Genomic DNA, 23,948 nt, shown 5'->3' with positions numbered 1-23,948 from the left:
TTATCACGGTCTATTGATTATACTTCTAAGTTATTAAAATACTTTTTTAGGTTTTAGTTCGTCAGGTGAATCTTTGGTATAGGAGTTTACTGTCCCGGCTTCTTTGGTAAATAGTTGTCCGATTTGTTCGGGTGATACTTTAAAGGCTGGTCGGAAATTGTCAGACCTCATATAATCGTAGACAGCTTTCCGTAGCTGACGGGCCACAACACGTTCGTCCGGCTGAGAAGTCAGATCTAATGTCGTCATTATCAGTCGTCCGTTCAATACTTTTGCTTCGAAAAGCACACCGATCTTACGGCTGATAAACCAGGTGTCAATACTTTGTACCAAAGGTTGGAAATCTGCAGGAAAATCGGTGAACTGCATGACAGGAGCACGGTTCAGCAACTCCCACCACTGCAGGTTGCTATGGTATTCAGTAGGAAATTCGCGAAACAGAGGATGATATTCATTCACAAAAATACCGGTGGTATGTGGAGGACGCATCTTGAACCAGGATGTATTCCAAAATACAGGTGTAAAATATTGCTGTACTTCTTTGCCATATTTTACATTACGTCCGGCTATAATCAGTACTTTGCCACCTTCTTTTAATATTGTAAGAGCCTTTGCGTCCAATGTATCTGTTGTGTAGACATCGCCTTCAGTCACTTCGACTTGAGCAGGATATACCCAGAAGTCCCAGTCGTTGACGGCTTCGGTGCCCTCAATACGTATCTCAAGGTTCAGTTTACGAGGCGTATCAATATCTGTTAGCGGAAATTCCACGTGGCCCAGGGAATAAAGATTGCCAATGGGGATATCTTTGCGGTTTATGATGCCACGGGTATATACTTTCCCATACGTATCTTGTATGATATAGGTGATTTCTGCGTTTGTTAATGGAGTTGGACCGAAGTGGGACACTTCAACATCAGCTCGGAAAGTTTCTGCGTTTGTATAAGTGAACTTCGGGATGCGTGCTAAGGGAACAGTAGGACTACAGAAGCGACGGAAAGCAGGGGCGTCAATGTAGCCTTTTTCATCGAAGAAGGCATCTAGAATACCTACTAAAGCCGTACCTTGGCCAGTATAGTCATTGAGTGCCAATAACTGGAAGCCTGCATAATCGGGAGTACGCATGGTCTTTTCTATTTCATGCTTGTAGCAGAGGGCTTGCAGTTTACCCGAGGCCATCATAAAGTCATGTCCCCGTCCTTCCATGTCGTTGTCGCGCAGTAAATCTTGGAAGATCTCAAAGTTCCGTGCTTTGTTTACACCTGTGTATTTTCGTATCTCGTTGAAATTGGGGAAGGCGCACCACTGTCCCGTCTCATGTGATACAAAAGGCTGGCTGACAGTATCGATGTTAGCTCGGAAGTCTGACATGCTTTCGGGTTGTTGTTTGGCCCATGTCAGTCCACGTGCTCCTGCTTTGACATGATATTGATTGCGTGGTTGCCATTGCCAGCTTCCACCCACAGAAGCACCGGTGTATACACGGCGCGGATCAGTCTTTTCCCAGAAGTCTACAAACTGGGTAACCCATTCTACCCATCGGCCTGAGGGCTCGTTTCCGCAGGCCAGCATACAGAAGGAGGCATGATTGCCATACGCCTTGGTCAGGGCAATGGTTTCGTCCATCAGATATTTATCAATCGGTTGTCCCAATCCCAGTTTCGGACCGTGATTGGGCCAGCTGGGGCCTTCCGGTTGTAGATAAAATCCTGTACGGTCTGCGGCTTGGAAAGCAGCTTCAGGCGGACAGTAAGAGTGGAAACGCATGTGGTTCAAACCATATTCGCGGCAGATGCGGAATACGCGTTCCCATGATTCCACGTCCATCGGGGCGTATCCGGTCAAGGGGAATACACAATTCTCTACCGTACCGCGCAGCATTGTTTTTCGTCCGTTTACGTAGAACCACTTTCCTTCAATCTTGAATTCGCGCATGCCGAATTCTACTTTTTTTGTTTCTGTTCCGTGTCGTCCTGTTATGGTGGCGGTCAGGCGGTAGAGTGCAGGAGAGAATTCATCCCATGTCAGGAAGTCATCTCCCATTGGCAGTTCTGCTTCATAGGTGTTTGTGCCTTTCTTTGCTTTGATTGTCAGATTGATGGCAGGTACTTCATGTGTCTGTTCGGCATTGAAGCTTTGTGCGGAGAAGCTCATTTCAACAGTTTCTGTTGATGAAGCGTTCAAACTGAAGCGGACTAAAGCTTTTTTCTCTGCCAGATTGGGGTATACTTGTATATCTTCAAAGCAGGTTTTAGGAACACTTTGTAGTTCGATGCGTCCTACGATACCGTTCCAGTTACCTTGTGTCTGGTCGGTGATACTGTGCGAGTCTGGACCTACGTTGATCTCTTTGATGCGGTTGTCTACCCGGATACTTATTCGGCATTCTTTGCCTGGAGTTACAGCAGCGGTCAGGTCGTAGACGTGTGGTACACAGAGACTGTTCTGCATTCCAATCTTTTTCTGTCCGATCCATACTGTCGTTTCGATATGAGGACGTTCCAAAAAGAGTACAATTCGTTGGCCTTTCCAGTTGGTAGGTACTTGTACTGTTTTCTGATACCAGGCTACTCCTACATAATGCTTGTCAGGAGTCAGGAAGAAGGGTAGTTTTACCTGTCCATCTATTCGATATTTTTCCATGTAGGGATTGAAGTAATAGGAACTGTCATACAGGCTGCCTGTCCAGCGGGTACGTACTGTTACGTCGTCTCCCTTTAATTTTTCGGGCATACTGCCTGGCAGGTTAATATGGTCCGTTGTCAGTTCCTTGTCAAACCAACGTTCCTTTATCCCCGCGTCATCACGGTCTATCTGGAATTTCCAAGTTCCGGAAAGATCCAATGGATTGTTTTGTCCGGTGGCACCTGTTATGGAAGCCAATACAAGTAGAATACTTATTACAAAATGTTTCATGCAATATGGATTTAAGTTGTTGTTTTAGCTGTGTTTATTAGTCCTTTGAGAACGAGTGCTAAGTTACGGCATCTGTAGTGAATGCTAAATAGAAAAGCATACAGAAAGATGGAATAATGTACCGCTCAGGGATTGATACAGAATAATTTTGTACAGAAATCCATGATTATGTCCGTTTCTCCAGCTGTTTTGTTGGGGAATGTCAGGCGTATGGGTTATCTTTGCATTATTGGACATAAACATGTATTATGAAAACAACAACTACTATGAAATCAACCATTATCTGCCTGTCCTTGCTTTGGGGGCTTGTTGCTGCATCGGCACAAACAGTAGCTTCACATTGGTTTGACGACAAGAACTTGACATTGACAGGTGTTTATTATTATCCCGAACATTGGGATGAAAGCCAGTGGGAACGTGACTTCAAGAAAATGCATGAATTGGGATTCGAATTTACTCATTTTGCAGAGTTTGCTTGGGCGCAACTGGAACCTCAAGAAGGTGTGTACGACTTTGCATGGTTGGATCGTGCTGTTGCTTTGGCTGCCAAGTATGATCTGAAGGTCATCATGTGTACCTCTACTGCTACACCGCCTGTATGGCTGAGTCGGAAATATCCTGAAATCCTGTTGCGAAATGAAGATGGAACTGTGCTCGATCATGGTGCCCGTCAACACGCATCGTTTGCTTCACCGCTGTATCGTAAACTGGCTTATCGCATGATCGAACAGCTGGCACGCCACTATGGAAATGATTCGCGTATCGTCGGTTGGCAGCTGGACAATGAACCTGCTGTACAGTTTGATTACAATCCGCAGGCCGAACTGGCTTTTCGTGATTTCCTGCGCCAAAAATACGATAACGACATACACAAACTGAACGACGCCTGGGGGACGGCTTTCTGGAGTGAAGTTTATTCTTCTTTCGACGAAATCACGTTGCCTAAGCGTGTACAGATGTTTATGAATCATCATCAGATACTGGATTACCGTCGTTTTGCAGCCAAGCAGACCAACGACTTTTTGAACGAGCAATGCTTGCTGATCAAGCAATATGCACGTAACCAGTGGGTCACCACGAATTACATACCAAACTATGACGAAGGCCATATCGGCGGCAGTCCGGCTCTTGATTTTCAGAGCTATACCCGTTATATGGTTTATGGTGACAATGAAGGTATCGGTCGAAGGGGATATCGGGTGGGTAACCCGCTGCGCATTGCCTGGGCCAACGATTTCTTCCGTCCCATACAAGGTACTTATGGGGTGATGGAACTTCAACCCGGTCAGGTGAATTGGGGAAGTATTAATCCGCAACCTCTCCCTGGTGCTGTGCGCCTTTGGCTTTGGAGTGTTTTTGCCGGTGGAAGCGATTTCATTTGTACGTATCGTTACCGTCAGCCTTTGTATGGTACAGAGCAATATCATTATGGCATTGTAGGAACGGACGGCGTAACAGTGACGCCTGGTGGGAAAGAATATGCTACGTTTATGGAGGAAATACGCCAATTGCGTAAACAGTACCAGCCCCGTGAAAACAAACCGGCAGACTACTTGGCCCGTCGTACTGCCATTCTTTTTAATCCGGAGAATTGTTGGAGTATTGAGCGGCAGAAACAGAACGCTACGTGGAATACGTTGGGACATGTTGACAAATACTACCGTACGCTGAAATCTTTTGGGGCTCCGGTCGACTTTATCTCTGAAAGTAAAAACTTGGCAGATTATCCAGTTGTTATTGTACCCGCCTACCAGTTGGCAGATCCGACGTTGGTAGAACAGTGGAAGACTTATGTGGAGAATGGAGGTAACCTGGTCATTACTTGCCGTACGGCGCAGAAGGATCGTTATGGTCGTTTACCCGAAGCGCCTTTCGGTTCCATGCTTACACCATTGACCGGCAATGAAATGGAATTTTACGATTTGTTGTTGCCACAGGAACCGGGTGTCGTCCAAATGGATGGGAAGGAATACCTGTGGAATACATGGGGAGAAATCATAAAACCCGCAGAGGATGCTGAAGTATGGTGTACTTATACCCGTGAATTCTACGAAGGAAAGCCTGCCGTTACCTTCCGCAAAGTCGGCAAAGGAACCATTACCTATATTGGTGTAGACAGCCATGACGGAATGCTGGAAAAAGACATCCTGAAGAAGCTCTACGCTCGTCTTGACATTCCTGTCATGGACTTGCCCTACGGCGTGACTTTGGAATACCGCAACGGCATGGGTATTGTTTTGAACTATGCTGATGTTCCTTATACGTTCAACCTGCCCGAAGGAAGCAAAGTACTGATAGGAAGTACTGAAATTCCTACTGCAGGTGTGTTAGTCTTTGCTACGGCACCTGAAACGAGCTTTAAGAAATAACTCCTACAAATATGAAGATTATGAAGAAGTTTTTTATCAGCCTGTTGGCCAGTATATGTAGCTTTGGGACACTTCAGGCACAGGAAACCGCCTATTTGTTTTCATACTTTATCAACGACAGTCGTGACGGCTTACATTTGGCTTACAGTCGTGACGGCCTGAAGTGGACCGCCTTGAACAATGGAAATTCCTACCTGGCACCTGCTGTAGGCAAGGACAAACTGATGCGTGATCCCAGTATCTGTCAGGCACCCGACGGAACGTTCCACATGGTATGGACTTCCAGCTGGACCGACCGGATTATTGGTTATGCATCTTCCAAAGATTTGATCAATTGGAGCGAACAACGTGCCATACCTGTCATGATGCACGAACCGGAAGCGCACAATTGTTGGGCGCCTGAGCTATTCTACGATGAACCGACACAGACTTATTACATTTTTTGGGCTACGACTATTCCCGGACGGCACAAAGAAGTACCTACGAGCGAAAGCGAAAAGGGATTGAATCACCGTATCTATTACGTTACGACTAAAGATTTCAAGGAATTCTCGTCTACACAGATGTTCTTCAATCCCGATTTCAGTGTCATCGATGCGGCAATCGTCAAAGATAATAAGTCGCAAGATTTGATTATGGTCGTGAAGAATGAGAATTCGAACCCACCGGAGAAGAATCTTCGCATCACGCGCAGTCGGGACATCACCCATGGATTTCCTACGGAGGTATCGGCACCGATCACCGGTGATTATTGGGCAGAAGGTCCTGCTCCCTTGTTTGTGGGAGACACGCTTTACGTCTATTTCGACAAATACCGTGACCATCGTTATGGAGCCGTTCGTTCACTGGATCATGGAAAGACTTGGGAGGATATCTCTGACCAGACTTCTTTCCCACAAGGCATCCGTCACGGAACAGCTTTTGCTGTGGATGAGGCCGTGTTGGACAAACTTCTTCAGACTGCTAATCCAGAATGAGTGGAGCAGTAGATTTACTGCTCCTCCATTTCTTCTGTCTCTTCTTCTGTATCAGTCTCTCGCCCGAACGATCGATATTCCATTGGGGTAAAGCCTGTATGCTTCTTGAACAGGGAGAAAAAGTGTTCGGTAGACTTATAGCCCAGCAGGAAAGAGATTTCCTTTACAGAGCGGGACGTGCCTACCAATAATTGTTTGGCCTTTCTGAGCTTCAGTTCCTGGAAATACTTTGCTGGGGCATAACCGGTATAGTCTTTGAACACCTTTCGAAACCATGAATAGCTGATATTCAGTTTCATAGCCAGCTCTTCAGGATCTATGTCCTTGAAGATATTTTCGTTCATAATGATTTTCGCCTGCTCTATTTTCTGGTCTACATCTCCCATTTCGTAGATTTTGTTTTTCGAGATGGAGAGTATCATGCCGAGCATGTGCAGTACTACGCCGCCCAGATGTTGTTGTGCCGAGGTACGGTCGCTTTCGGCTATTTCCAATGCTTGTGAGAAGAGTGATACCAGTTCCTCGTTGAGCCCGACTTCCAAAATTTGGTTTTCTGGTGTGAAGAATCCGGCTCTCATCAGGTTGTCCACTACCGGGCCTTCGAACCCGATGTAGTATTCGTTCCATCCGGTCTGCATGTATGGGTGATACGTATGCCATTGACCGGGTAACAGGAACATCATTCTTCCTTTGCACACTTGTCGTTCGCGAGTAGTTTCCGAACTGAACAGGCCGCGTCCTTTTGTTATATAGACTATTTGGTATTCATGCAGGATGCGTCCTTTTTGTGCATTGAAGAAATAACCCGAAGGATGATCTTTCAGCGGGTAGGGAGAGCCGGGTGGGATAGGCTGGAAACCGACCGTGTTGACCCACAGGCCGAACTTACGGTCCATGTCGTTTACGATCAGATACTTGAATTCCACTCCCAAATCATCAAAATTCTTAGTCATAACAGGTGTTTTTCGAGGTAAGCATGACACAAAGTTAGTCTTTTTCCGCTAAATGCCAAAAGCGGAACTTTGTTGTTTTATCCTTTAGATAGTTTTAAGAAGCCGTTCCATCAGAGGAATATGAAAGGTGAATGCTGGAGTGAAGCATTTGCTTTCACAAAAAGTCGTTGAATAACAAATACTTGCAAGCCTGTGAAAGCGTGAAGGCATTCTATTGGAATGAAACTTTCAAAGGTGTAGAACGACCTTTTACGTTGTATGAAACAAGGCTTAGCTTCGTTTCGCAGACATCTACTTTAACTCCGTAAACACCCACTTTGGCCTCATAAACATCTATTTTAGCTGCGTAAACACCTACTTTAAGACGGCGTTTTTATCGTCTATTCCTCTTCCCTATACTCCAACAAATCCCCCGGCTGGCAGTCGAGCACCTTGCAGATGGCTTCGAGGGTGGAGAAGCGGATGGCTTTTGCCTTGCCTGTCTTCAGGATGGAAAGGTTGGCGGGAGTGATGTCGATTTTTTCCGCCAGCTCGCCTAGCGTGATTTTCCGGCGGGCCATCATAATATCCAAATTCACTACAATCGGCATAGGCAAGGGGATTAAATGGTTAAGTCCTGTTCTTCTTTCAGCTTCACCGCACGGCGGACGACCTTGCCGACAAACTGCAACAGGAAACCGAACAGCAGGATGGTTATCCAATCCAACGAATAGTTCCAACTGTCGCTCAAGGCATCACTCCCGTCTACAATCCAATTGCGTATCAGCATCATCAGAATGATAAAATAACCGCTGAAATCCAACGAATCGGCTGTCTTATGGCTCAACAGATTGCGGCAATCCAGTCTCAGGATGTTTACACAAAGCACCACCAGAGCCAGCAGGTTGCAGACATACGCCCAACCCTGCAGTCGTTCTTCACCCTCTGCCTGTATCAGGTCAATTATCTCCGATAGTAATAAGACGATTGCAAACAACACGATACATACTACCCAAAACAGGGTGCCCATACCCTTATAACGTTGATACCAACTCTTTAATCTCTTCATAACTGTAGTCCTCCTTTTTATCATGCCAACCACGTAGTGCAACGCCTCACCCAGCGGTGATACAGATACGACCAACCATAAATCCAAACCACCCCTCCGTATATACGGATAAACCTGGCATCTTTATCTACCCACAGGTTCATCACCAGGAAAAACACGAACGACGCCAGCATCAACGTCAACAGCAGAAAACCGACGTAGCAGATACCTGCCACCCATTTGCGGTCTGTATGAAAAATACTACGACTCATGTGTACCTTCTACTTTAAATAGTCAAATCCTGTTCTTCCTTCATCCGTATGCCGACCTTGAACAGGCAGGCGATGAAAAGGAAGAATACACCCAACAACAGATAAATCATCGGAATGGTATTCCCAGCCTGCGTATCGGACAAAAAGGCATTGAATATCATCTGCAAGATGCCGTTGCATTCCAGCACCACCCCGATGGTCATAATCAGATTTGAATTCCGTTTGGTGAAGACCAACCCTTTCTGCACGTTGCGCAGCATCAGATAAATGAGCACGCTACATATGGCCATCGCCAACAACGTTACATTCTCGGGCAGTAGCTTTGCAATCAGGCCGTCGATATCGTCCTTCCCCAAATCATAGCATAAGTCCAGATTACGGAAAAAGACGAAAAGCAGACAGCTGACACACATTATTATCAAGCAATACATCACAAACTCCAGTTCTTCTTTCGAACTTTTCTTTCCAAATATATTTTTCATATTCTTATCGTCTTTTTTTCATTATATTGTCAAATCTTGCTCCTCCTTCATCTTCAGCCCGATGGCAAAGACCTCCGCCACGATGAGGGCTATCAGTCCCAGCAACAGGTTCGTGACCTTGACCGAATCGGAGAGTATCAGGTCATAAGACTCCAGCGCAAAGACCTCGCGCAGGCTGCAAAGCGACAGATATTCGGGCAACAGTACGCAGACAAAGCCCACAATCAGCAGCACGCCCAAGCGGCGCAAGCGACGGACGTTTCGCCAGTTGAAGATGTCCGAACGGTTGACCGACACCACCAGACGGATGAACAGTACCAGTGCCCAGACGTTCGCTACCAGCACCAGGAGGCCCATCAGCGTGGATGCCACCTTCTGCCAGGCAGGCGTCTCAACCGGCACGCTGACCATCAGGTTGGTATAAGCCATCGGGACGTAGCGGCCCGTCTTCTCGTTGCGTACCGAGTCGGTGAACAGGTCTCCTTTCCATTCATCCAGAAACTTGGGAAGCACGGAGACCGTTCGCAGGTTGCTTACCCGCTCCAACTGGGCGCTGTTTCCGCCTTCCAGCTTCTCTCGCGCAGCGTCCATCCCCATCTGGACACCCTTTGTCATGCCCAGCCCCATGTAATAGACCGATACGCCCACCGACCAGCCCATCACTAGGAGGACGATGGCACAGAGTATGTTCAATCTTCTTTTCATGCTTCTATGTTTGTTGTATGTTTCGTAACACTCAGTTTTTTTACGGAAAGAAGGAACAGGGCAAGCGCCAATACCGCTTCGCCAATCAATACGGAATTACCCAATAATTCGGCGGTTGTTTCCACTTCCGGATAATTCAAACTCAGATAGACGGAAAGGCTGTTGTTCAATACGTGAATGAGGATGCAGGGAATCAGACTCCGTGTATGCCAGTAAATCCACGCCAGCAGGAACCCCATGAGCGAGGCGCTGACAATTTGTGCAGGGTTGAGATGAACCACACCGAACAGCAGACCTGAAATAAGGATGGATACGGCAGGAGAATATTTCTGCAACAACGCTTTCATGACGGCTCTGCGGAATACGAATTCTTCCAGCACAGGTCCTATCAACGCGATGCAGAGAATACCAACCCAGCCGGACTGTAGCGTATCAAATGTCTGCTTCATCAGATCGGGCAGAAACGTCAGTTGCGACATCAGTGCGTCTGTCAGGCAAATGCCCGATACGCCAGCCAGCAGTCCCCAGCCTAATTGGGAGTAGGGAGTGAAAGCGTATATCCGACCGTCATCGACCAGATAACCGTTTTTCCACAAATAGATGGTAATAAACACAAAGCCCAACAGCATAGCCGGAATTATTACTTCTGTCGATGCAGCAGTGACATCGAGTGTCCCCGTCGTGGCAAACTCATAAACCATCACACACGGTGCAGCCACCAATGAGCCAAATATCTGCAACAGATAATAAATCAATATTAACTTGATAACCGTCTTCATGGCGTGTTCCCCCCATCCGTTATTAAATGCCGGCTATCAAACCGCTGACAAAGGCCACCAGAATGGTGAACAACATAACCAAGACCGTGATACACATGCTAACTGCTTTCATAACTCAAACCTTTTTTAGATGATACAATTTCTGTTTTTCAATAAGCATTTATCGTTTTTCGATATGCAAAGAAAGAATGTTTTTCTGATACTACCAAATAAAACGATAAAAAATTATCGAAAAACGATAAATCCAATTTCTGCCACTCCGACGAAGCACTGCATGAGGATGTAACGAAGCACTGCGTGACATCCTCAGGAAGCACTGCATGACGACCTGACGAAGCACTGTGTCAGACCCTCACAAAGCACCGTGTGACAACGCCACAAAACACTCTCTGAAACGTCAACGGGAAAGGGAAAGCAAGGCACGGGCCTCGGCGGCATCGCGGTGAAGCTGTGCGGCCAGTGAGTCGAGCGAGTCGAACTTGCGTTCGGGACGGATGCGCTGCACGAAGGTGAGGCGCAGGGGATGATGGTAGATGTCGGCATCGAAGTCGAAGATATGCACCTCGATGGTACGGTTGGCGCCGTTGTTCAGCGTGGGACGGCAACCGATATTCAGCATGCCGCCGTAGGTATGGTTATCCACGTCCACCCGAACCGCATAAACACCACGGGCGGGAATGAGTTTGCAAGGGTCGTTCACGTCGAGGTTGGCCGTCGGATAACCCAGTTTGTGACCTACTTGAAAACCGCTCACCACCGTGCCGTTCAGGAAGTAAGGGTAACCCAGGTAATCGGCCGCACGGGCTACCTCACCCTCATGAAGCAGATGGCGGATGCTGGACGAGCCGACACGGAGGTCTTCGCCGCTTCCGTCCGAAACACCCAGCGACGAAGGCAGGCAGGCTTCACCGGGGAGGACTTCGATACCCAGCTCGCTGCCATAGCGCACGTAGTCGCCGAATCCCTCGCGGCGGTCGTGGCCGAAGCGGTGGTCGTAGCCGATGAAGAGTACCCGAATGTTATAGCGCCCCGCCAGCAGCTCCATGAACTGACGGGCGGACAAGGCGGCTAGGGCGGGCGTGAAGTCGAGCAGCAGGCAATAGTCCAGTCCCGCTTCGCCGAGCAACGCCAACTTCTCGGCACAGGTGGTCAGCAGCTCGGCACGGAAGTCGGGCTGCATCACGCAACGCGGATGGACGGGGAAGGTGATGACCGTCGAAGCCAGTCCGCATTCCGCCGCCACAGCCTGCACCTGACTGAGCAAGTAGCGGTGACCGCGGTGCACACCGTCGAAGAAGCCGATGGTGGCCACGCTGGGACGAATATCGCACACGGGTATATCGGAAATCTGCTGCACAGTCTTTCTCAGTTTTTGAACAGGTGACTCCAGTCTTCGTGTGCCTTCGGCATGTAGGTTCGGATGCCTAAGGTTTCGGCCGCACGACAGTTACCCACGGTATCGTCGATGAAGAGCGAACGGGACGGATCAGCTCCTGTCTCTGTCAATACTTGTCGGAAGATGGCGACATCGGGCTTGGCAAGTTTCATTTCATAAGAGAGGAAGATGCGGTCGAAGAAATCTTCTACTCGGTGACCATTATAGGAGAAGACATGGCGGAGTGACCACTGCCAGTGGATGTCGTTGGTATTGCTCAGCAAGTAGAGTCTGTAACGGCGGCGGAGCTCCAGCAGCAGGTCGAGCTTGTAGGAGGGAATGCCTACCAGGAAGCTGTTCCAGGCTTCGTCTATTTGGGCATCCGTTACAGAAACGCCCGCCATCTTTCTGATTTCGTCGCGGAACTCTGCATCGTTAATCAGTCCCTTTTCGTGAAGCAGGAAGAAGCCCTGCTGGTGGCAGACGTCGAGCATCGCCTGTACGTTAGTAATGCCCAATTCATTGAAACGGTCGATGCAACGTTGGCGGTCGAGATCTATCAGTACCCCGCCAAAGTCTATAATAAGCGTATCTATTCCTTGCAAATTCATCATTCCCAGATTAATTGTTCTTTATTTCTTCCGCAAACGCTGAACCCAACGTATCCCTTCGCCTACCCATAGTACCAGCGACGAGGAGGCGATAATCAGCAGCCATGTCTGTCCGTCGAGTGGCACGGTGCGGAATACGGCACCACCGAACTGTACGATGAGGAACTGCCCCACCAGAATAGCCAATACGATGAACTCCATACCATAGGATTTCGAAATGCCCTTGAAAGCGGAATCGGTCGTGCCGAACACGCGGGCATTGAAGAGGTTCCAGAACTGGAGCATCACAAAGAAGGTGAAGAAAATGGTCAGTTCGCGCACCGTCATGCTTTCCTGCTCAAAATAAAGCAGCATACCCATCAGGATGCAGGCAAAGAGCAGACCTACGCCGAATATCATCACCTGCATGGGCTTGGTAATGATGAAATCAGTCGGTTTGCGAGGTTTCTCCTTCATCACGCTCTCGCTAGGCGGGATGGAAGCCAGCGCCAGGGCGGCAAAGGTATCCATGATGAGGTTCACCCACAACATCTGTGTCACGGTGAGGGGCAGGTCGGTACCTACCAGCGAACCCAGCAGCACAATGAACAAGGCTACGAAGTTGATGGTGAGTTGGAAGACGATGAAGCGCTGGATGTTCTTGTAGAGTGAACGCCCCCACATGACGGCGGTGCCGATGCTGTTGAAAGAGTCATCGAGCAGGGTAATGTCACTGGCTTCCTTAGCCACGGAGGTACCTGTACCCATGGAAAGGCCCACTTGGGCGTGGTTCAGGGCAGGCGCATCGTTCGTACCGTCGCCTGTCACGGCTACCACGGCCCCTTTCTGCTGGAGCAGCTGCACGAGGCGTTGCTTGTCCGTAGGACGTGCGCGCGACATAATCTTCAGGTCCATCACACGGTCGAGGGCTTCTTCATCAGTCAGGGCGGCGAAGTCGGCACCGGTGATGCGGTTGCGTTCGGTGTCTTCAGGCTTCCACAGACCTATCTGGCGGGCAATCTCGGTAGCAGTGCCAGGCGTGTCGCCCGTCACTATCTTCACGCCGATACCGGCCGATTGGCACTTCTGTACGGCAGCAGGCACATCGGGACGGATGGGGTCGCTGATGGCTACCACGCCTACAAATGAGAGGTCACTATCCGCTACCAGGGAAGCACAATCGCGTGTATCATCGTCGGCAACCAGTTTATAAGCGAAGCCCAAGGTGCGCATCGCCATGTTCTGATAGCCCAGCAGCTGGGCTTCGACAGTAGAGCGGTAGGGAGCGGCATCGATACGCTTGCCGTCCAGCACCACGTCCTTACACTTGCCCAAAACTATTTCAGGAGCCCCCTTTACGTAGAGCACTTTCTTATTCAATAAAGGTGAATGTACCAGCGTAGCCATGTACTTACGTTCCGTCGAGAAAGTCAGCTGGTCTACCACCTGTGCCGCTTCACGCAGTTTCAAGTAGTCCTGTCCCTGTTTGTTGAGCCACAGGAGCAGTGCTACTTCGGTGGGATTGCCTACACCCTTTACCTTTCCGTCTGCCGTAGCTTCTTCGAGGAAGGCGGTGGAGTTGGCACTGATACCTTCTTTCACCACGTGGCTCAATTCGTCATCGGCTAGTTCGCCACGGTTCTTCAGACCGTAGAAGCTGGGTTCGTACACTTGCATCTGGTTCTGTGTCAGTGTACCTGTCTTGTCGGTACAGATAACGGTGATGGCACCCATCGTTTCGCAGGCATGCATCTTGCGTACCAGGTTGTTGGTGGAGAGCATGCGGCGCATGTTCAGCGCAAGGCTCAGGGTGACACTCATCGGCAAGCCTTCGGGCACGGCTACTACAATTAGTGTGACGGCCATCATGAAGTATTTCAGTGTGGCCTGCAGGGCGGGCAGCCAGTCGGCGAATTTGTGGAAAGAAGAAAAGTCATAGAAGAGGATGACATCTTTCACGAAGAAGATAGCAAAGGCCAGCCCGGCAGCAGTAAAGCCAATCTTACCTATCAGATTGGCCAATTTGGTGAGCTGGATATTCAATGGGGTAGGTTCAGTGGTCTGCTCCGTACTCTGACGGGCCACCTTACCGATTTCGGTCGCATCGCCTACGGCCTCAACACGCATCATGCCATGACCATCGACCACCGTCGTACCACGCAACACGCGGTTGGAAGCATAGGTCGCTTCTTCGTCAAAGTTGGCTTCGACGGTCGTTTTGGAAACCACTGGTTCGCCGGTCAGATTAGACTCATTTACCTGCAACGAAACAGCCTCTAACAAAGTACCGTCGGCCGGCATTTCCTCACCCGTTTCCAGAATGACGACATCGCCTACCACCACATCTTTGCGGGGCACTTCCTGTACGTGTCCGTTACGGATCACCTTGACCAGTGTCTCTTCGTTGACGGCGTTCAGCAGGTCGAACTTCTTGTTGGCATCGTACTCAAAGAAGAAGCCGATACCAGTAGCCAGCAGAATGGCGGCAATGATACCGATGGTTTCGGCGTATTCGTTCTCGACAATCGAGATTATCAGCGAAAACAAGGCTGCCACCAACAATACTTTTACGACAGGATCCTGAAATTTCTCCAGATAAAGTTTGAAAAGAGAAGGACGTTTAGGAGGAGTCAACAAGTTTACTCCATGCGCGGCGCGGCTTTGGCGCACTTCTTCATCGGTTAATCCGATGTGATTGACATTTTCTTTCGTTGCACTCATGCAGATAGTTCATGTTTTTATTAACTGACCGCAAAAATACAACAATAATTCAGACGGTTAACATTATTAATTCTTTTTAGGAAAGATGAATACATATATACCCGAACAATCAAACGCCAATTTGCGTTTATTATGCAGAGATGAAGAAACAAGATTATTAAAAACAAAAACAAAAGAAAGTATGGACAAATACATCTGCACCGTATGTGAATACATCTACGATCCCGAATTGGGTGACCCTGAAAATGGCATTGCGCCAGGTACTTCTTTTGAAGACTTGCCCGATGACTGGGTATGTCCTCTCTGTGGAGTAGGCAAAGAAGACTTTGAGGTAACTCACTGATAGAAGAAAACGGAAAAAGAAGGCTTCGTAATCACGAAGCCTTCTTTTCTTTAATGTCACAGCTGGCTTCTACCACATTCACAACATAGTCGCCCAGTTTCTCGCACTCGGCAATGATGTCCATGTAATAGACGCCCATCTGATAGCTGTATTCTTTGTTGTTCACATCGATGATGTTCTGGTTTTTCAACTGGTTACGATAATTGTTGATTTCGTTTTCCAGATTGTAGGACTTGTTCACATCTACCGGGTGATGTTCGGTACGTTCTACCACTGCAATCATTTGCGAAAGTGCCTCGTCGGCCAGCTTCATCATACAGTGGATATGGTCGTACTGCTTTTCATTAAAGTCTTCATTGGCTTGCCGTTTGCGGCTGATCGTACGCGCCAAGTTATAGCAGCTGTCTCCAATACTCTCTATTTCGGTTACTTCGCGAAGCATACCCCGTATCTGCAGTTTACTTTCTGAGCTCAAACGGCCTTCGGATACTTGATTCAGGTAGTTGGCAATCTCTAGCTCCATGCTGTCGCTGATGTTTTCATATTTCTCTACCCGGCTGAAGACACGATTAAAATCATCGTCTTTTTCCGTATGCAGCAGGTCGCGCACCATGCCGAACATGCGATGTGTACGCTCTGCAAAGAGATGGATTTCTTTGTTTGCCTGCAATATAGAAAGCTCTGCAGTAGAAAGCATACCGCCCGAAATGAAGCGCAAGCGATATTCTTCGTCCTGCTCCTTAGACGGAATAATAGCACAGACGGTACGTTCGATAAAGGGAACGAACCAAATCAGAATCAGTACGTTGCAGATATTAAAGGCTGTATGGAAAGCTGACAGCTTGAAGGAAACCGCTACCGCAGGGTCAGTCGATCCCATCACGTTCTCGACAAACCAGGAAACGGCCTCTGTGAAAGGAACGAAAAGAACGAGTACCCAGATAACGCCAAACACATTGAATGCCAAGTGAGCCAGCGCAGCCCGCTTGGCTTGTGTATTACCCGTAAGTGCCGCCAGATTGGCTGTAATCGTTGTACCAATATTTTCGCCCAGTACCAATGCGGCACCCAATTCAAAACTGATCCAACCGTTGGCACACATAATCAGCGTAATAGCCATGGTAGCAGCTGAGGCTTGGACTACCATTGTCAGGATGGTACCGATGAATACGAACAGCAGGATGGAAAGGAAGCCCATATCCGTATAGTTCTGTACGAAAGCCAGCATATCAGGATTTTGGCTCAAGTCTGGGGCATTGTTTTTCAAGTAGGAGAGCCCCATGAACAGGAAGGAGAAACCGAAAATGAATTCACCGACAGACTTGCGGTTGCTTTTTTGAGAGAAGAGGAGAGGAATACCAAAGGCTAACAGAGGGAGGGCGAAGGCGGCGATGTCGACCTTGAAGCCCAAAGCTGAAATAATCCAGGCCGTAACCGTGGTACCGATATTGGCACCCATAATGACGCCGATGGATTGGGAAAGAGTCAGCAGACCTGCGTTAACGAAACTGACCACCATGACAGTGGTAGCGGAAGAAGATTGTACCAGGGCTGTAATCAATACGCCGGTCAACACACCGGTCACCCGATTGGTAGTCATTGCTGTCAGGATTTTCCTGAGCCGGTCGCCGGCAAACTTCTGAAGGCCTTCACTCATGATCTTCATTCCATAAAGGAATAAAGCCAAGGAACCGAGCAGCTTTAAAAAATCATAAAAAGAATACTCCATCTTTAATTATTTAAGGGGTTTCTTTGCTCCATCTGTTATTAAGCTTATCTTTAGTGCTGTCAAACTCCAAAAAGAAGACTTATGAAACACATGTTACAAATCTGTTGCAAAAATAATAATATTTATAAAGAATTCCCTATCGGAAGCTCACTTTTGGATATTTATTCCGGACTTAATCTTAATTTTCCCTATCAGGTGGTCAGTGCAAAGGTTAACAACCGCTCCGAGGGACTTAACTTTCGGGTGTACAACAACAAGGATGTCGAGTTTCTCGATGTGCGCGATCCGTCGGGCATGCGTACCTATGTTCGGTCACTCTGTTTTATTCTTTATAAGACGGTCAGTGAACTCTTCCCCGAAGGCAAGCTTTACGTGGAACATCCTGTATCCAAGGGTTATTTCTGCAACCTGCGTATCGGGCGTCCCATCGAACTGGAAGACGTTCAGGCGATTAAAAAGCGAATGCAGGAGATTATTGCCGAAGATATTCCTTTTCACCGCACCGAGTGCCACACCAGCGAAGCTGTCCGTGTATTCAGTGAACGGGGGATGGACGATAAGGTGAAACTGTTGGAAACATCGGGATCGCTCTATACCTATTATTACACATTAGGCGATACGGTGGACTACTATTACGGCAATCTGCTTCCCAGCACGGGATTTATCAAGCTGTTCGACATTGTGAAATACTATGATGGTCTGTTGCTGCGTATTCCCAACAAGGAAAATCCCAACGTGCTGGAAGAAGTCGTGAAGCAGGAAAAAATGCTTGACGTATTCAAGGAACATTTACGTTGGAATCATATTATGGGCTTGAGCAACGTAGGAGATTTTAACCAGGCTTGTCTGGATGGGCATGCTACAGATCTTATCAATGTGGCTGAAGCCTTGCAAGAAAAAAAGATAGCACAAATAGCTGATGACATTTTTCTGCGGACGCAAAACGGCACGCGTGCACAATTGGTACTGATATCTGGTCCTTCGTCTTCGGGCAAAACAACCTTCAGCAAACGCCTCAGTGTGCAGCTGATGACCAACGGACTTCATCCCTATCCCATTTCGTTGGACAACTACTTCGTGGATCGCGAACAGACGCCGCTCGACGAGAAAGGCAACTACGACTATGAATCGCTCTATGCGCTCGATCTCAAACTGTTCAACGAACAGCTTCAGGCCCTGCTGCGTGGTGAAGAAGTGGAGTTGCCCCGTTTCAACTTCACGACCGGCAAGAAAGAATTCAAAGGTGACAAATTGCGGATCGACGAGCATACCATCCTTATTTTGGAAGGTATCCATGCTTTGAACCCCGAATTGACACCTCAGATTCCCAATGAGAACAAGTATAAGATTTATGTATCGGCTCTGACTACCATTTCGCTGGACGACCATAACTGGATACCCACGACGGACAACCGCCTGATACGCCGCATCATCCGCGACTACAACTACCGTGGTTATTCGGCTCAGGAAACGATCTCCCGCTGGCCCAGCGTACGTGCTGGAGAGGATAAATGGATTTTCCCCTACCAGGAGAACGCGGACGTGATGTTCAATTCGGCTCTGCTCTTCGAACTGGCCGTGCTGCGCTGTCATGCCGAACCGATACTGAACAGCGTGCCACGCAACTGTTCTGAATATTCTGAGGCTTACCGTCTGTTGAAGTTTATCAAATACTTTACTCCTGTGCAGGATAAGGAAATACCTCCTACATCGCTCCTGCGTGAGTTCCTTGGCGGAAGCAGTTTCAAATATTGATGGAGGTGACAATATCTTTTTATCCTTTTTATACAAAATATCAGATTTTGCTTACCTTTGCACACAACAAAACAACATTTGTATGAAAAAGATACTTCTGATTGGGCTTGTGGCTGCTTTCTGTTTATGCGGTCACAGCCGTGCACAAAACCAAAACAGTGCCGCTGACCTGATGAAGCAGGCACAGGAAAATCTGGACAAGCATTCGTACATCACAGCGCGTTATCTGTTTCTGCAAGCTTATAATGCTTTTGTGGCAGAGGGCGATTATGCGCAGGCTGTTGTGTGTGGAGTCAATGCTTGTGCTCTCTATCATCGGGAGAACTACTATAAGGAATCCTTCGAAGTGCTGACCCGAGCTGACCAGATGGTAAGCGAGGGTGAGAAGAAAAGCGGAAAGCAGATGCCCGCCCTGCGCTATCCCATCATTAAGGAGCGGATGCGCATGTACCTGAACATGGGTAAGACCGGCAATGCCAAGACGCAGCTCGACCAGCTGGAAGACGTGTCCAAGAAAGCAGACAGTGACTCACTGAAAACCGACCTGCTCTACACGCAGGCCGCCTATTTCTACACCCTGCGGCAGAACGATAAGGGGGACGCTACCATCCGCCAGCTGATTGAGGAAAGCAATCGTCAACAGGCCGCCGAAGCTCAAAGCAAATACGACACGCTGAAGCAGCAATACGACACGAGCCTCCAGACTATCGAGGAAAAAGATAGCTCGCTCTTTGCGAAACAGTACTTCATTGTCAGCCTCGGCATTCTGTCCGTCATTCTGGCAGCAGCTCTGGTTGGTGTGGCTGTCATCCTGTTGCGCTTTTTTGTGCTGAGCCGCAAGCAGAAGAAAGCAATCGCACTGGCCAACGAGCACAACGAGCTGAAGACGCAGTTCATCCAGAACATCTCGGCGCAGATGGAACCTACGTTGGCCACGCTGGACGACCGCCAGCCGGGTGTACAGGCCCTGAGAGGCTTTGCGCAGCACATTCAGGAACTTTCCGACCTGGAGCAGTCGCTGTCCGAGCCCTACGAGGCCGAGGAAAAGAACGTGAGCACCTTCTGCGAGGGGCTGATGGAGAAAATACAGAAGGCGAACCAGAAAGACCTCGCCTTGTCGGTCAATGCTCCGAAACTGAACGTCAAGATTTGTCCTGAACAGTTGGAATACATCCTGCTACACCTGCTGGAGAACGCTGTCCGCTACACGTCCGACGGCGGCAAGGTGACGCTCGACTTCAAGAAACGCGGCGCACACACCCACCAGTTCATCGTGACGGACACTGGCTGCGGCATTTCCGAAGAGCAGCGCGCCAAACTCTTCAAGCCATTCAGCGAAATCAAGGATCTGACGCAGGGCGACGGACTGGGCCTGCCCATCTGTTCCCTGATGGCCATCCGCATGAACGGCAGCTTGACACTGGACGAAGGCTACACGAAGGGTGCACGCTTCATTCTGGAGCTGCACGCGTGAGCGCATAGCGACTAAAAAACGAGGCACGGACTATACGGAATTTCGCGGCGGGAAAAGCCCGCCGATCTATCGTTCCGCGTAGTCCGTGCCTCGTTTTATGTCCGGGCGTAGTCCCGATCGGCTACTTCAGCCACGTGGCCCGCTTCCACAGGTACTCCATCGGGCCGTGGCTGTGGTGGCGCATCCACCAGCGGCAGAAGGCCAGCTGGACGATGAAGATCAGCGCGCCGACCAGGACGCTGGCTGTGATGCCCAACTTGTCGTGCAGGCCGAAGCCCCAGTTGTAGAACAGCATGGAACCGATGATGCTCTGCGTGATGTAGTTGGTCAGGCTCATACGGCCATAGGGGATGAGGTAATCCAGCCGCTCCTTCAGACGGGTACGGTAATAACCGTTGAGAACGGCCGATACCAGCAACAGCATGAAGGCAAACTTGTAAAGAGAGGATACCACAAGCAGCAACGGCGTACGTACCGAGGGGTTCTCCACAAAATCGGGCAGCATGTTGCCCAGTCCGTAGAGCGGGAAGAAGGCGACGAGCGATCCGCACAGCACCTTGTTCCAGAATTTCAGATTCTCCTTCAGGAACAAGCCCCGACGGCCTACCAGATAGCCGAAGATAAAGAGGGCTGCCGTTTGGAATACACGCCCGTTGTCCCACGCCCAGGCCAGACTGGCCAGCTGGCCTTCCCATAGATTGACGCGCAGGGTGTCGAGGAAGGTGCCATGGCTTTGTGCCTCGAACGTAGCGGCCCACAGGCTACCTGTAGGCAAGGCAGGTGTCACGAACGCCGGGTCGAGGGTAGCACGAATCACATAGTAGAGCGGCAGCGGCTGTACCAGCAATATGCAGGCCAGGATGAACAGCCACTTGTCGCGCAGGCGGCATACCAGCGGCAGGATGAAGCCCACCAGCGAATAGAGCACCAGTACCTCGGCCGTGAAGAACGAGGCGTTCAGGTTGCCGATGAGGAAGAGCAGCACCAGCCGCCAGCAAAAGCGCAGGCGGAAATCACGCCCGCGCAGACGCTGGTTGTCGTACTGGATGAAGTAGCTGAACCCGAAAAGCAGGGCAAACACGGCATACGCCTTGCCGCCCAGCAGGAAGAAGAGGCCGTCCCACACGGCACGGTCCGTGAAGGCCAGCCAGGCATTCTGCCCCGCCGTGTCGGGGAAGGAGTAGAAGTTGAAGTGTTCAATCGAATGCAGCAGGATGATGCCCATCACTGCCAGTCCGCGCAGCACGTCGGCCACGTCCACGCGCGCATGTCTCTGTATCTGTTGTTCCATCGGTTTGTATCGGTTCAAAGACTGTTTTCCGTTCATTCTGTCATTTCTCCGGCTGATACAGACCACGGTTGATCAGCAGCCACTTCACGTCGGGCTCCTGCCCACGGTAGTTCTTGTACATGTCCATGGCGTCGTCGATGCCGCCGGGCGTCAGGATATAGCGGCGGAAGCGGTCGGCCAGCTCGGGGTTGAAGATGTTGCCGCTCTCGGTAAAGGCACCGTAGGCATCGCAATCCAGCACCTCGGCCCAGATGTAGCTGTAGTAGCCCGCCGTATAGCCGCCTCCCATCGTGTGGTTGAAGTAGGTGGTGCGGTAGCGTGAGGGAATCTGCTTCAGCAGCTTGCGCTTGCCCAGTGTCTTGGCCTCGAAAGCCATCACGTCCATATCCTCGGGAATAGACTTCAAGGTGTGGAAGTCCATGTCGAGATACGAGGCAGCCAGGTATTCCACCGTGGCGAAGCCTTGTCCGTACTTGCCGCTCTTGGCCAGCTTCTTCACCAGTTCGGCAGGCATCATCTCGCCCGTCTGGTAGTGGCGGGCATAGTATTTCAGTACTTCGGGTTCGAAGGCCCAATGTTCGTTGATCTGTGAAGGCAGTTCCACGAAATCGCGGGGCACGCCGCTGACACCCGAATAGTGAACGTCGCGGAAGAGGCTGTGCAGCCCGTGGCCGAATTCGTGGAAGAGGGTCGAAGCCTCGTCGGCACTGAGCAGGGCGGGCTGGCCTTCGGTGGGCTTGGTGAAGTTGCAGACGATAGTCACCACAGGGATGATGCGGTTGCCGTGCTTGTCATACCCCTGCGGACGATAGCTGCCACACCAGGCTCCGCCGCGCTTGCTGGCACGGGGGAAGAAGTCGAAGTAGAGGATGCCCAGCGTCTTGCCGTCCTTGTCGATGCACTCGAAGACCTGCGCTTCGGGATGGGGCAGTGGCATGTAGGTGAGCGGGCGGAAACGGATGCCATACAGGCGGGTAGCCACATAGAAAGCTCCCTCGCGCACGTGGTTCAGCTCCAGATAGGGGCGCACTTCGTTCTCGTCGATGTCAAACTTGGCTTTCTTGGCCTTCTCGAAGTAGTAGCGCCAGTCCCAGCCTTCGGCCTTGAACTTCTTGCCGTCCTTCTTGATTTCGGCCTGGATGTCCTTCAGCTCTTCTTTGGCTTTCGCCAGTGCAGGTTCCCAAATCTGGTCGAGCAGGGCATACACCTTGTCGGGTGTCTTGGCCATGCGAGTCTCCAGCGCCAGCGAGGCATAGTCTTCGTACCCCATCAGGCGGGCCTTCTCCAGGCGGGCCTCCAGCAGCTCGCGCACCACGGCCTTGTTGTCGGCGTCATTGCCGTTGTTGCCGCGGTTGGTGTAGGCCTTGAAGATCTGTTCGCGCAGGGCACGGTTGTCGGCATATTGCAGGAAGGGCATCACACTGGGATTTTGCAGGGTAAACACCCACTTGCCCTCCAATCCCTGCTGACGGGCCGTTTCGGCGGCCGAGGCTACCAGCGTGGCGGGCAGGCCGGAGAGGTCGGCTTCGTTGTCGATGACCAGCTTGTAGGCGTTCGTCTCCTGCAGCATGTTCTGCCCGAAGGTGAGCTGGAGCAGGGCGATGCGGCTGTTCAGCTCGCGCAGCTTCTGCTGGTCGGCCTCGCTGAGGTTGGCGCCGCTGCGCACAAAGTCCTTGTAGGTCTCCTCGAGCAGTTTCGTCTGCTCCTTGTCCAATCCCATGCGTTCGCGGTTGTTGTACACCTGCTTGACGCGGGCGAAGAGGGCGGCGTTGAGCGAGATGTCGTCGCTATGCGCCGAGAGCAGGGGCGAGAGCTCCTTGCTCAGGGCCTGCAGCTCGGGCGTGGTGTTGCAGCTGTTCTGTCCGCCAAAGACGAGGGACACGCGCCGGAGCAGCGCGCCGCTACGATCGAGGGCGGCGATGGTGTTGTCGAAGTCGGGCACGGAACGCTGGCGCACGATGGCGTCGATTTCTCGTTTCTGTTCTTCCATACCCTTGAGGAAGGCCTCGCGGTAGTCGGCCACCTCGATCTGTTCGAAGGGCGGCACGCCGTAGGGGGTGGTGTACTCGGTGAGGAAGGGGTTTGTCCGCGCGCCCGGGGCGTCGGCCTGGCCGTAGGCAGCCATCGAGGCGCCCAGCAGGGCGGCTGCACAAAGGTTTCTGCAAATGTTTGTTTTCATATCGTTGGATT

Annotated in this window: 18 protein-coding genes and 1 pseudogene; 5 read left to right on the top strand and 14 right to left on the bottom strand. The window is 50.2% G+C overall.

What is annotated here, in order from left to right; translation table 11 throughout:
* Positions 1-33: 33 nt before the first annotated feature.
* Complete coding sequence (locus HF894_RS08520; protein ID WP_204971640.1) at positions 34-2,916, bottom strand: exo-beta-1,4-galactosidase; 2,883 nt, start codon at positions 2,914-2,916, stop codon at positions 34-36.
* A gap of 266 nt (positions 2,917-3,182) precedes the next feature.
* Here HF894_RS08520 and HF894_RS08515 point away from each other — a divergent pair, with 266 nt between their 5' ends.
* Positions 3,183-5,285, top strand: coding sequence for a beta-galactosidase (locus HF894_RS08515; protein ID WP_204971639.1), 2,103 nt, complete (start codon positions 3,183-3,185; stop codon positions 5,283-5,285).
* Between the two features lie 20 nt (positions 5,286-5,305).
* Positions 5,306-6,253: pseudogene (locus HF894_RS08510) on the top strand (glycoside hydrolase family 43 protein); the annotation flags it as partial.
* Between the two features lie 23 nt (positions 6,254-6,276).
* Here HF894_RS08510 and HF894_RS08505 read toward each other — a convergent pair.
* The 10 genes from HF894_RS08505 to HF894_RS08460 all read right to left on the bottom strand — a co-directional run bounded on the left by HF894_RS08505 (position 6,277) and on the right by HF894_RS08460 (position 15,166).
* A complete protein-coding gene (locus HF894_RS08505; protein WP_021848831.1) occupies positions 6,277-7,215 on the bottom strand; it encodes an AraC family transcriptional regulator in 939 nt (312 codons plus the stop codon).
* Between the two features lie 380 nt (positions 7,216-7,595).
* A complete protein-coding gene (locus HF894_RS08500) occupies positions 7,596-7,805 on the bottom strand; it encodes a helix-turn-helix domain-containing protein (RefSeq protein ID WP_021848832.1) in 210 nt (69 codons plus the stop codon).
* Between the two features lie 11 nt (positions 7,806-7,816).
* Positions 7,817-8,263, bottom strand: a complete 447-nt coding sequence (locus HF894_RS08495; protein ID WP_204971637.1) for a hypothetical protein — start codon at positions 8,261-8,263, stop codon at positions 7,817-7,819.
* A gap of 20 nt (positions 8,264-8,283) precedes the next feature.
* Entirely contained in the window at positions 8,284-8,514 is a 231-nt protein-coding gene (locus tag HF894_RS08490) for a hypothetical protein (protein ID WP_204971636.1), read from the bottom strand.
* Positions 8,515-8,528: 14 nt separating this feature from the next.
* Complete coding sequence (locus HF894_RS08485) at positions 8,529-8,996, bottom strand: DUF2975 domain-containing protein (RefSeq protein ID WP_204969531.1); 468 nt, start codon at positions 8,994-8,996, stop codon at positions 8,529-8,531.
* Positions 8,997-9,017: 21 nt separating this feature from the next.
* Positions 9,018-9,701 (bottom strand): DUF2975 domain-containing protein, encoded by a 684-nt coding sequence (locus tag HF894_RS08480; RefSeq protein WP_204971635.1) that lies wholly within the window; start codon positions 9,699-9,701, stop codon positions 9,018-9,020.
* Positions 9,698-10,480 carry a type II CAAX endopeptidase family protein gene (locus tag HF894_RS08475; RefSeq protein ID WP_204971634.1) on the bottom strand — a complete coding sequence of 261 codons (783 nt, stop codon included), beginning with the start codon at positions 10,478-10,480 and terminating at the stop codon, positions 9,698-9,700. Before HF894_RS08475 ends, HF894_RS08480 begins: the two co-directional genes overlap by 4 nt.
* 397 nt (positions 10,481-10,877) lie before the next feature.
* Entirely contained in the window at positions 10,878-11,837 is a 960-nt protein-coding gene (gene ribF / locus HF894_RS08470; protein ID WP_204971633.1) for a riboflavin biosynthesis protein RibF, read from the bottom strand.
* Positions 11,838-11,845: 8 nt separating this feature from the next.
* A complete protein-coding gene (locus tag HF894_RS08465) occupies positions 11,846-12,466 on the bottom strand; it encodes an HAD family hydrolase (RefSeq protein WP_204971674.1) in 621 nt (206 codons plus the stop codon).
* A gap of 21 nt (positions 12,467-12,487) precedes the next feature.
* Entirely contained in the window at positions 12,488-15,166 is a 2,679-nt protein-coding gene (locus HF894_RS08460; RefSeq protein WP_204971632.1) for a calcium-translocating P-type ATPase, PMCA-type, read from the bottom strand.
* Between the two features lie 181 nt (positions 15,167-15,347).
* Between HF894_RS08460 and rd the strand changes: the two genes are divergently transcribed.
* Positions 15,348-15,509, top strand: coding sequence for a rubredoxin (rd, locus tag HF894_RS08455; protein ID WP_204969526.1), 162 nt, complete (start codon positions 15,348-15,350; stop codon positions 15,507-15,509).
* A gap of 31 nt (positions 15,510-15,540) precedes the next feature.
* Here the strand turns inward: rd and HF894_RS08450 are convergent, their stop codons facing one another.
* Positions 15,541-17,238: a Na/Pi cotransporter family protein gene (locus tag HF894_RS08450; RefSeq protein ID WP_075318318.1), complete on the bottom strand. Its 1,698-nt coding sequence runs from the start codon at positions 17,236-17,238 to the stop codon at positions 15,541-15,543.
* Positions 17,239-17,319: 81 nt separating this feature from the next.
* On the opposite strand from HF894_RS08450, the gene HF894_RS08445 reads away from it, so the two are divergent.
* Both HF894_RS08445 and HF894_RS08440 read left to right on the top strand, forming a co-directional pair.
* Positions 17,320-18,993, top strand: coding sequence for a nucleoside kinase (locus HF894_RS08445; protein ID WP_021848844.1), 1,674 nt, complete (start codon positions 17,320-17,322; stop codon positions 18,991-18,993).
* A gap of 82 nt (positions 18,994-19,075) precedes the next feature.
* Entirely contained in the window at positions 19,076-20,467 is a 1,392-nt protein-coding gene (locus HF894_RS08440; RefSeq protein WP_204971631.1) for a sensor histidine kinase, read from the top strand.
* 121 nt (positions 20,468-20,588) lie between these two features.
* Here HF894_RS08440 and HF894_RS08435 read toward each other — a convergent pair whose 3' ends face one another.
* Entirely contained in the window at positions 20,589-21,758 is a 1,170-nt protein-coding gene (locus HF894_RS08435; RefSeq protein WP_204971673.1) for a DUF418 domain-containing protein, read from the bottom strand.
* Positions 21,759-21,798: 40 nt separating this feature from the next.
* The gene (locus tag HF894_RS08430) at positions 21,799-23,937 is read right to left on the bottom strand and encodes a M3 family metallopeptidase (protein ID WP_204971630.1); all 2,139 of its coding nucleotides are present in this window, start codon (positions 23,935-23,937) and stop codon (positions 21,799-21,801) included.
* Positions 23,938-23,948: the final 11 nt, after the last annotated feature.

The organism is Caecibacteroides pullorum (assembly GCF_019239235.1).
Taxonomy (GTDB): Bacteria; Bacteroidota; Bacteroidia; order Bacteroidales; family Bacteroidaceae; genus Bacteroides; species Bacteroides pullorum.
This window is presented reverse-complemented; position numbering and strand designations above follow the sequence as displayed.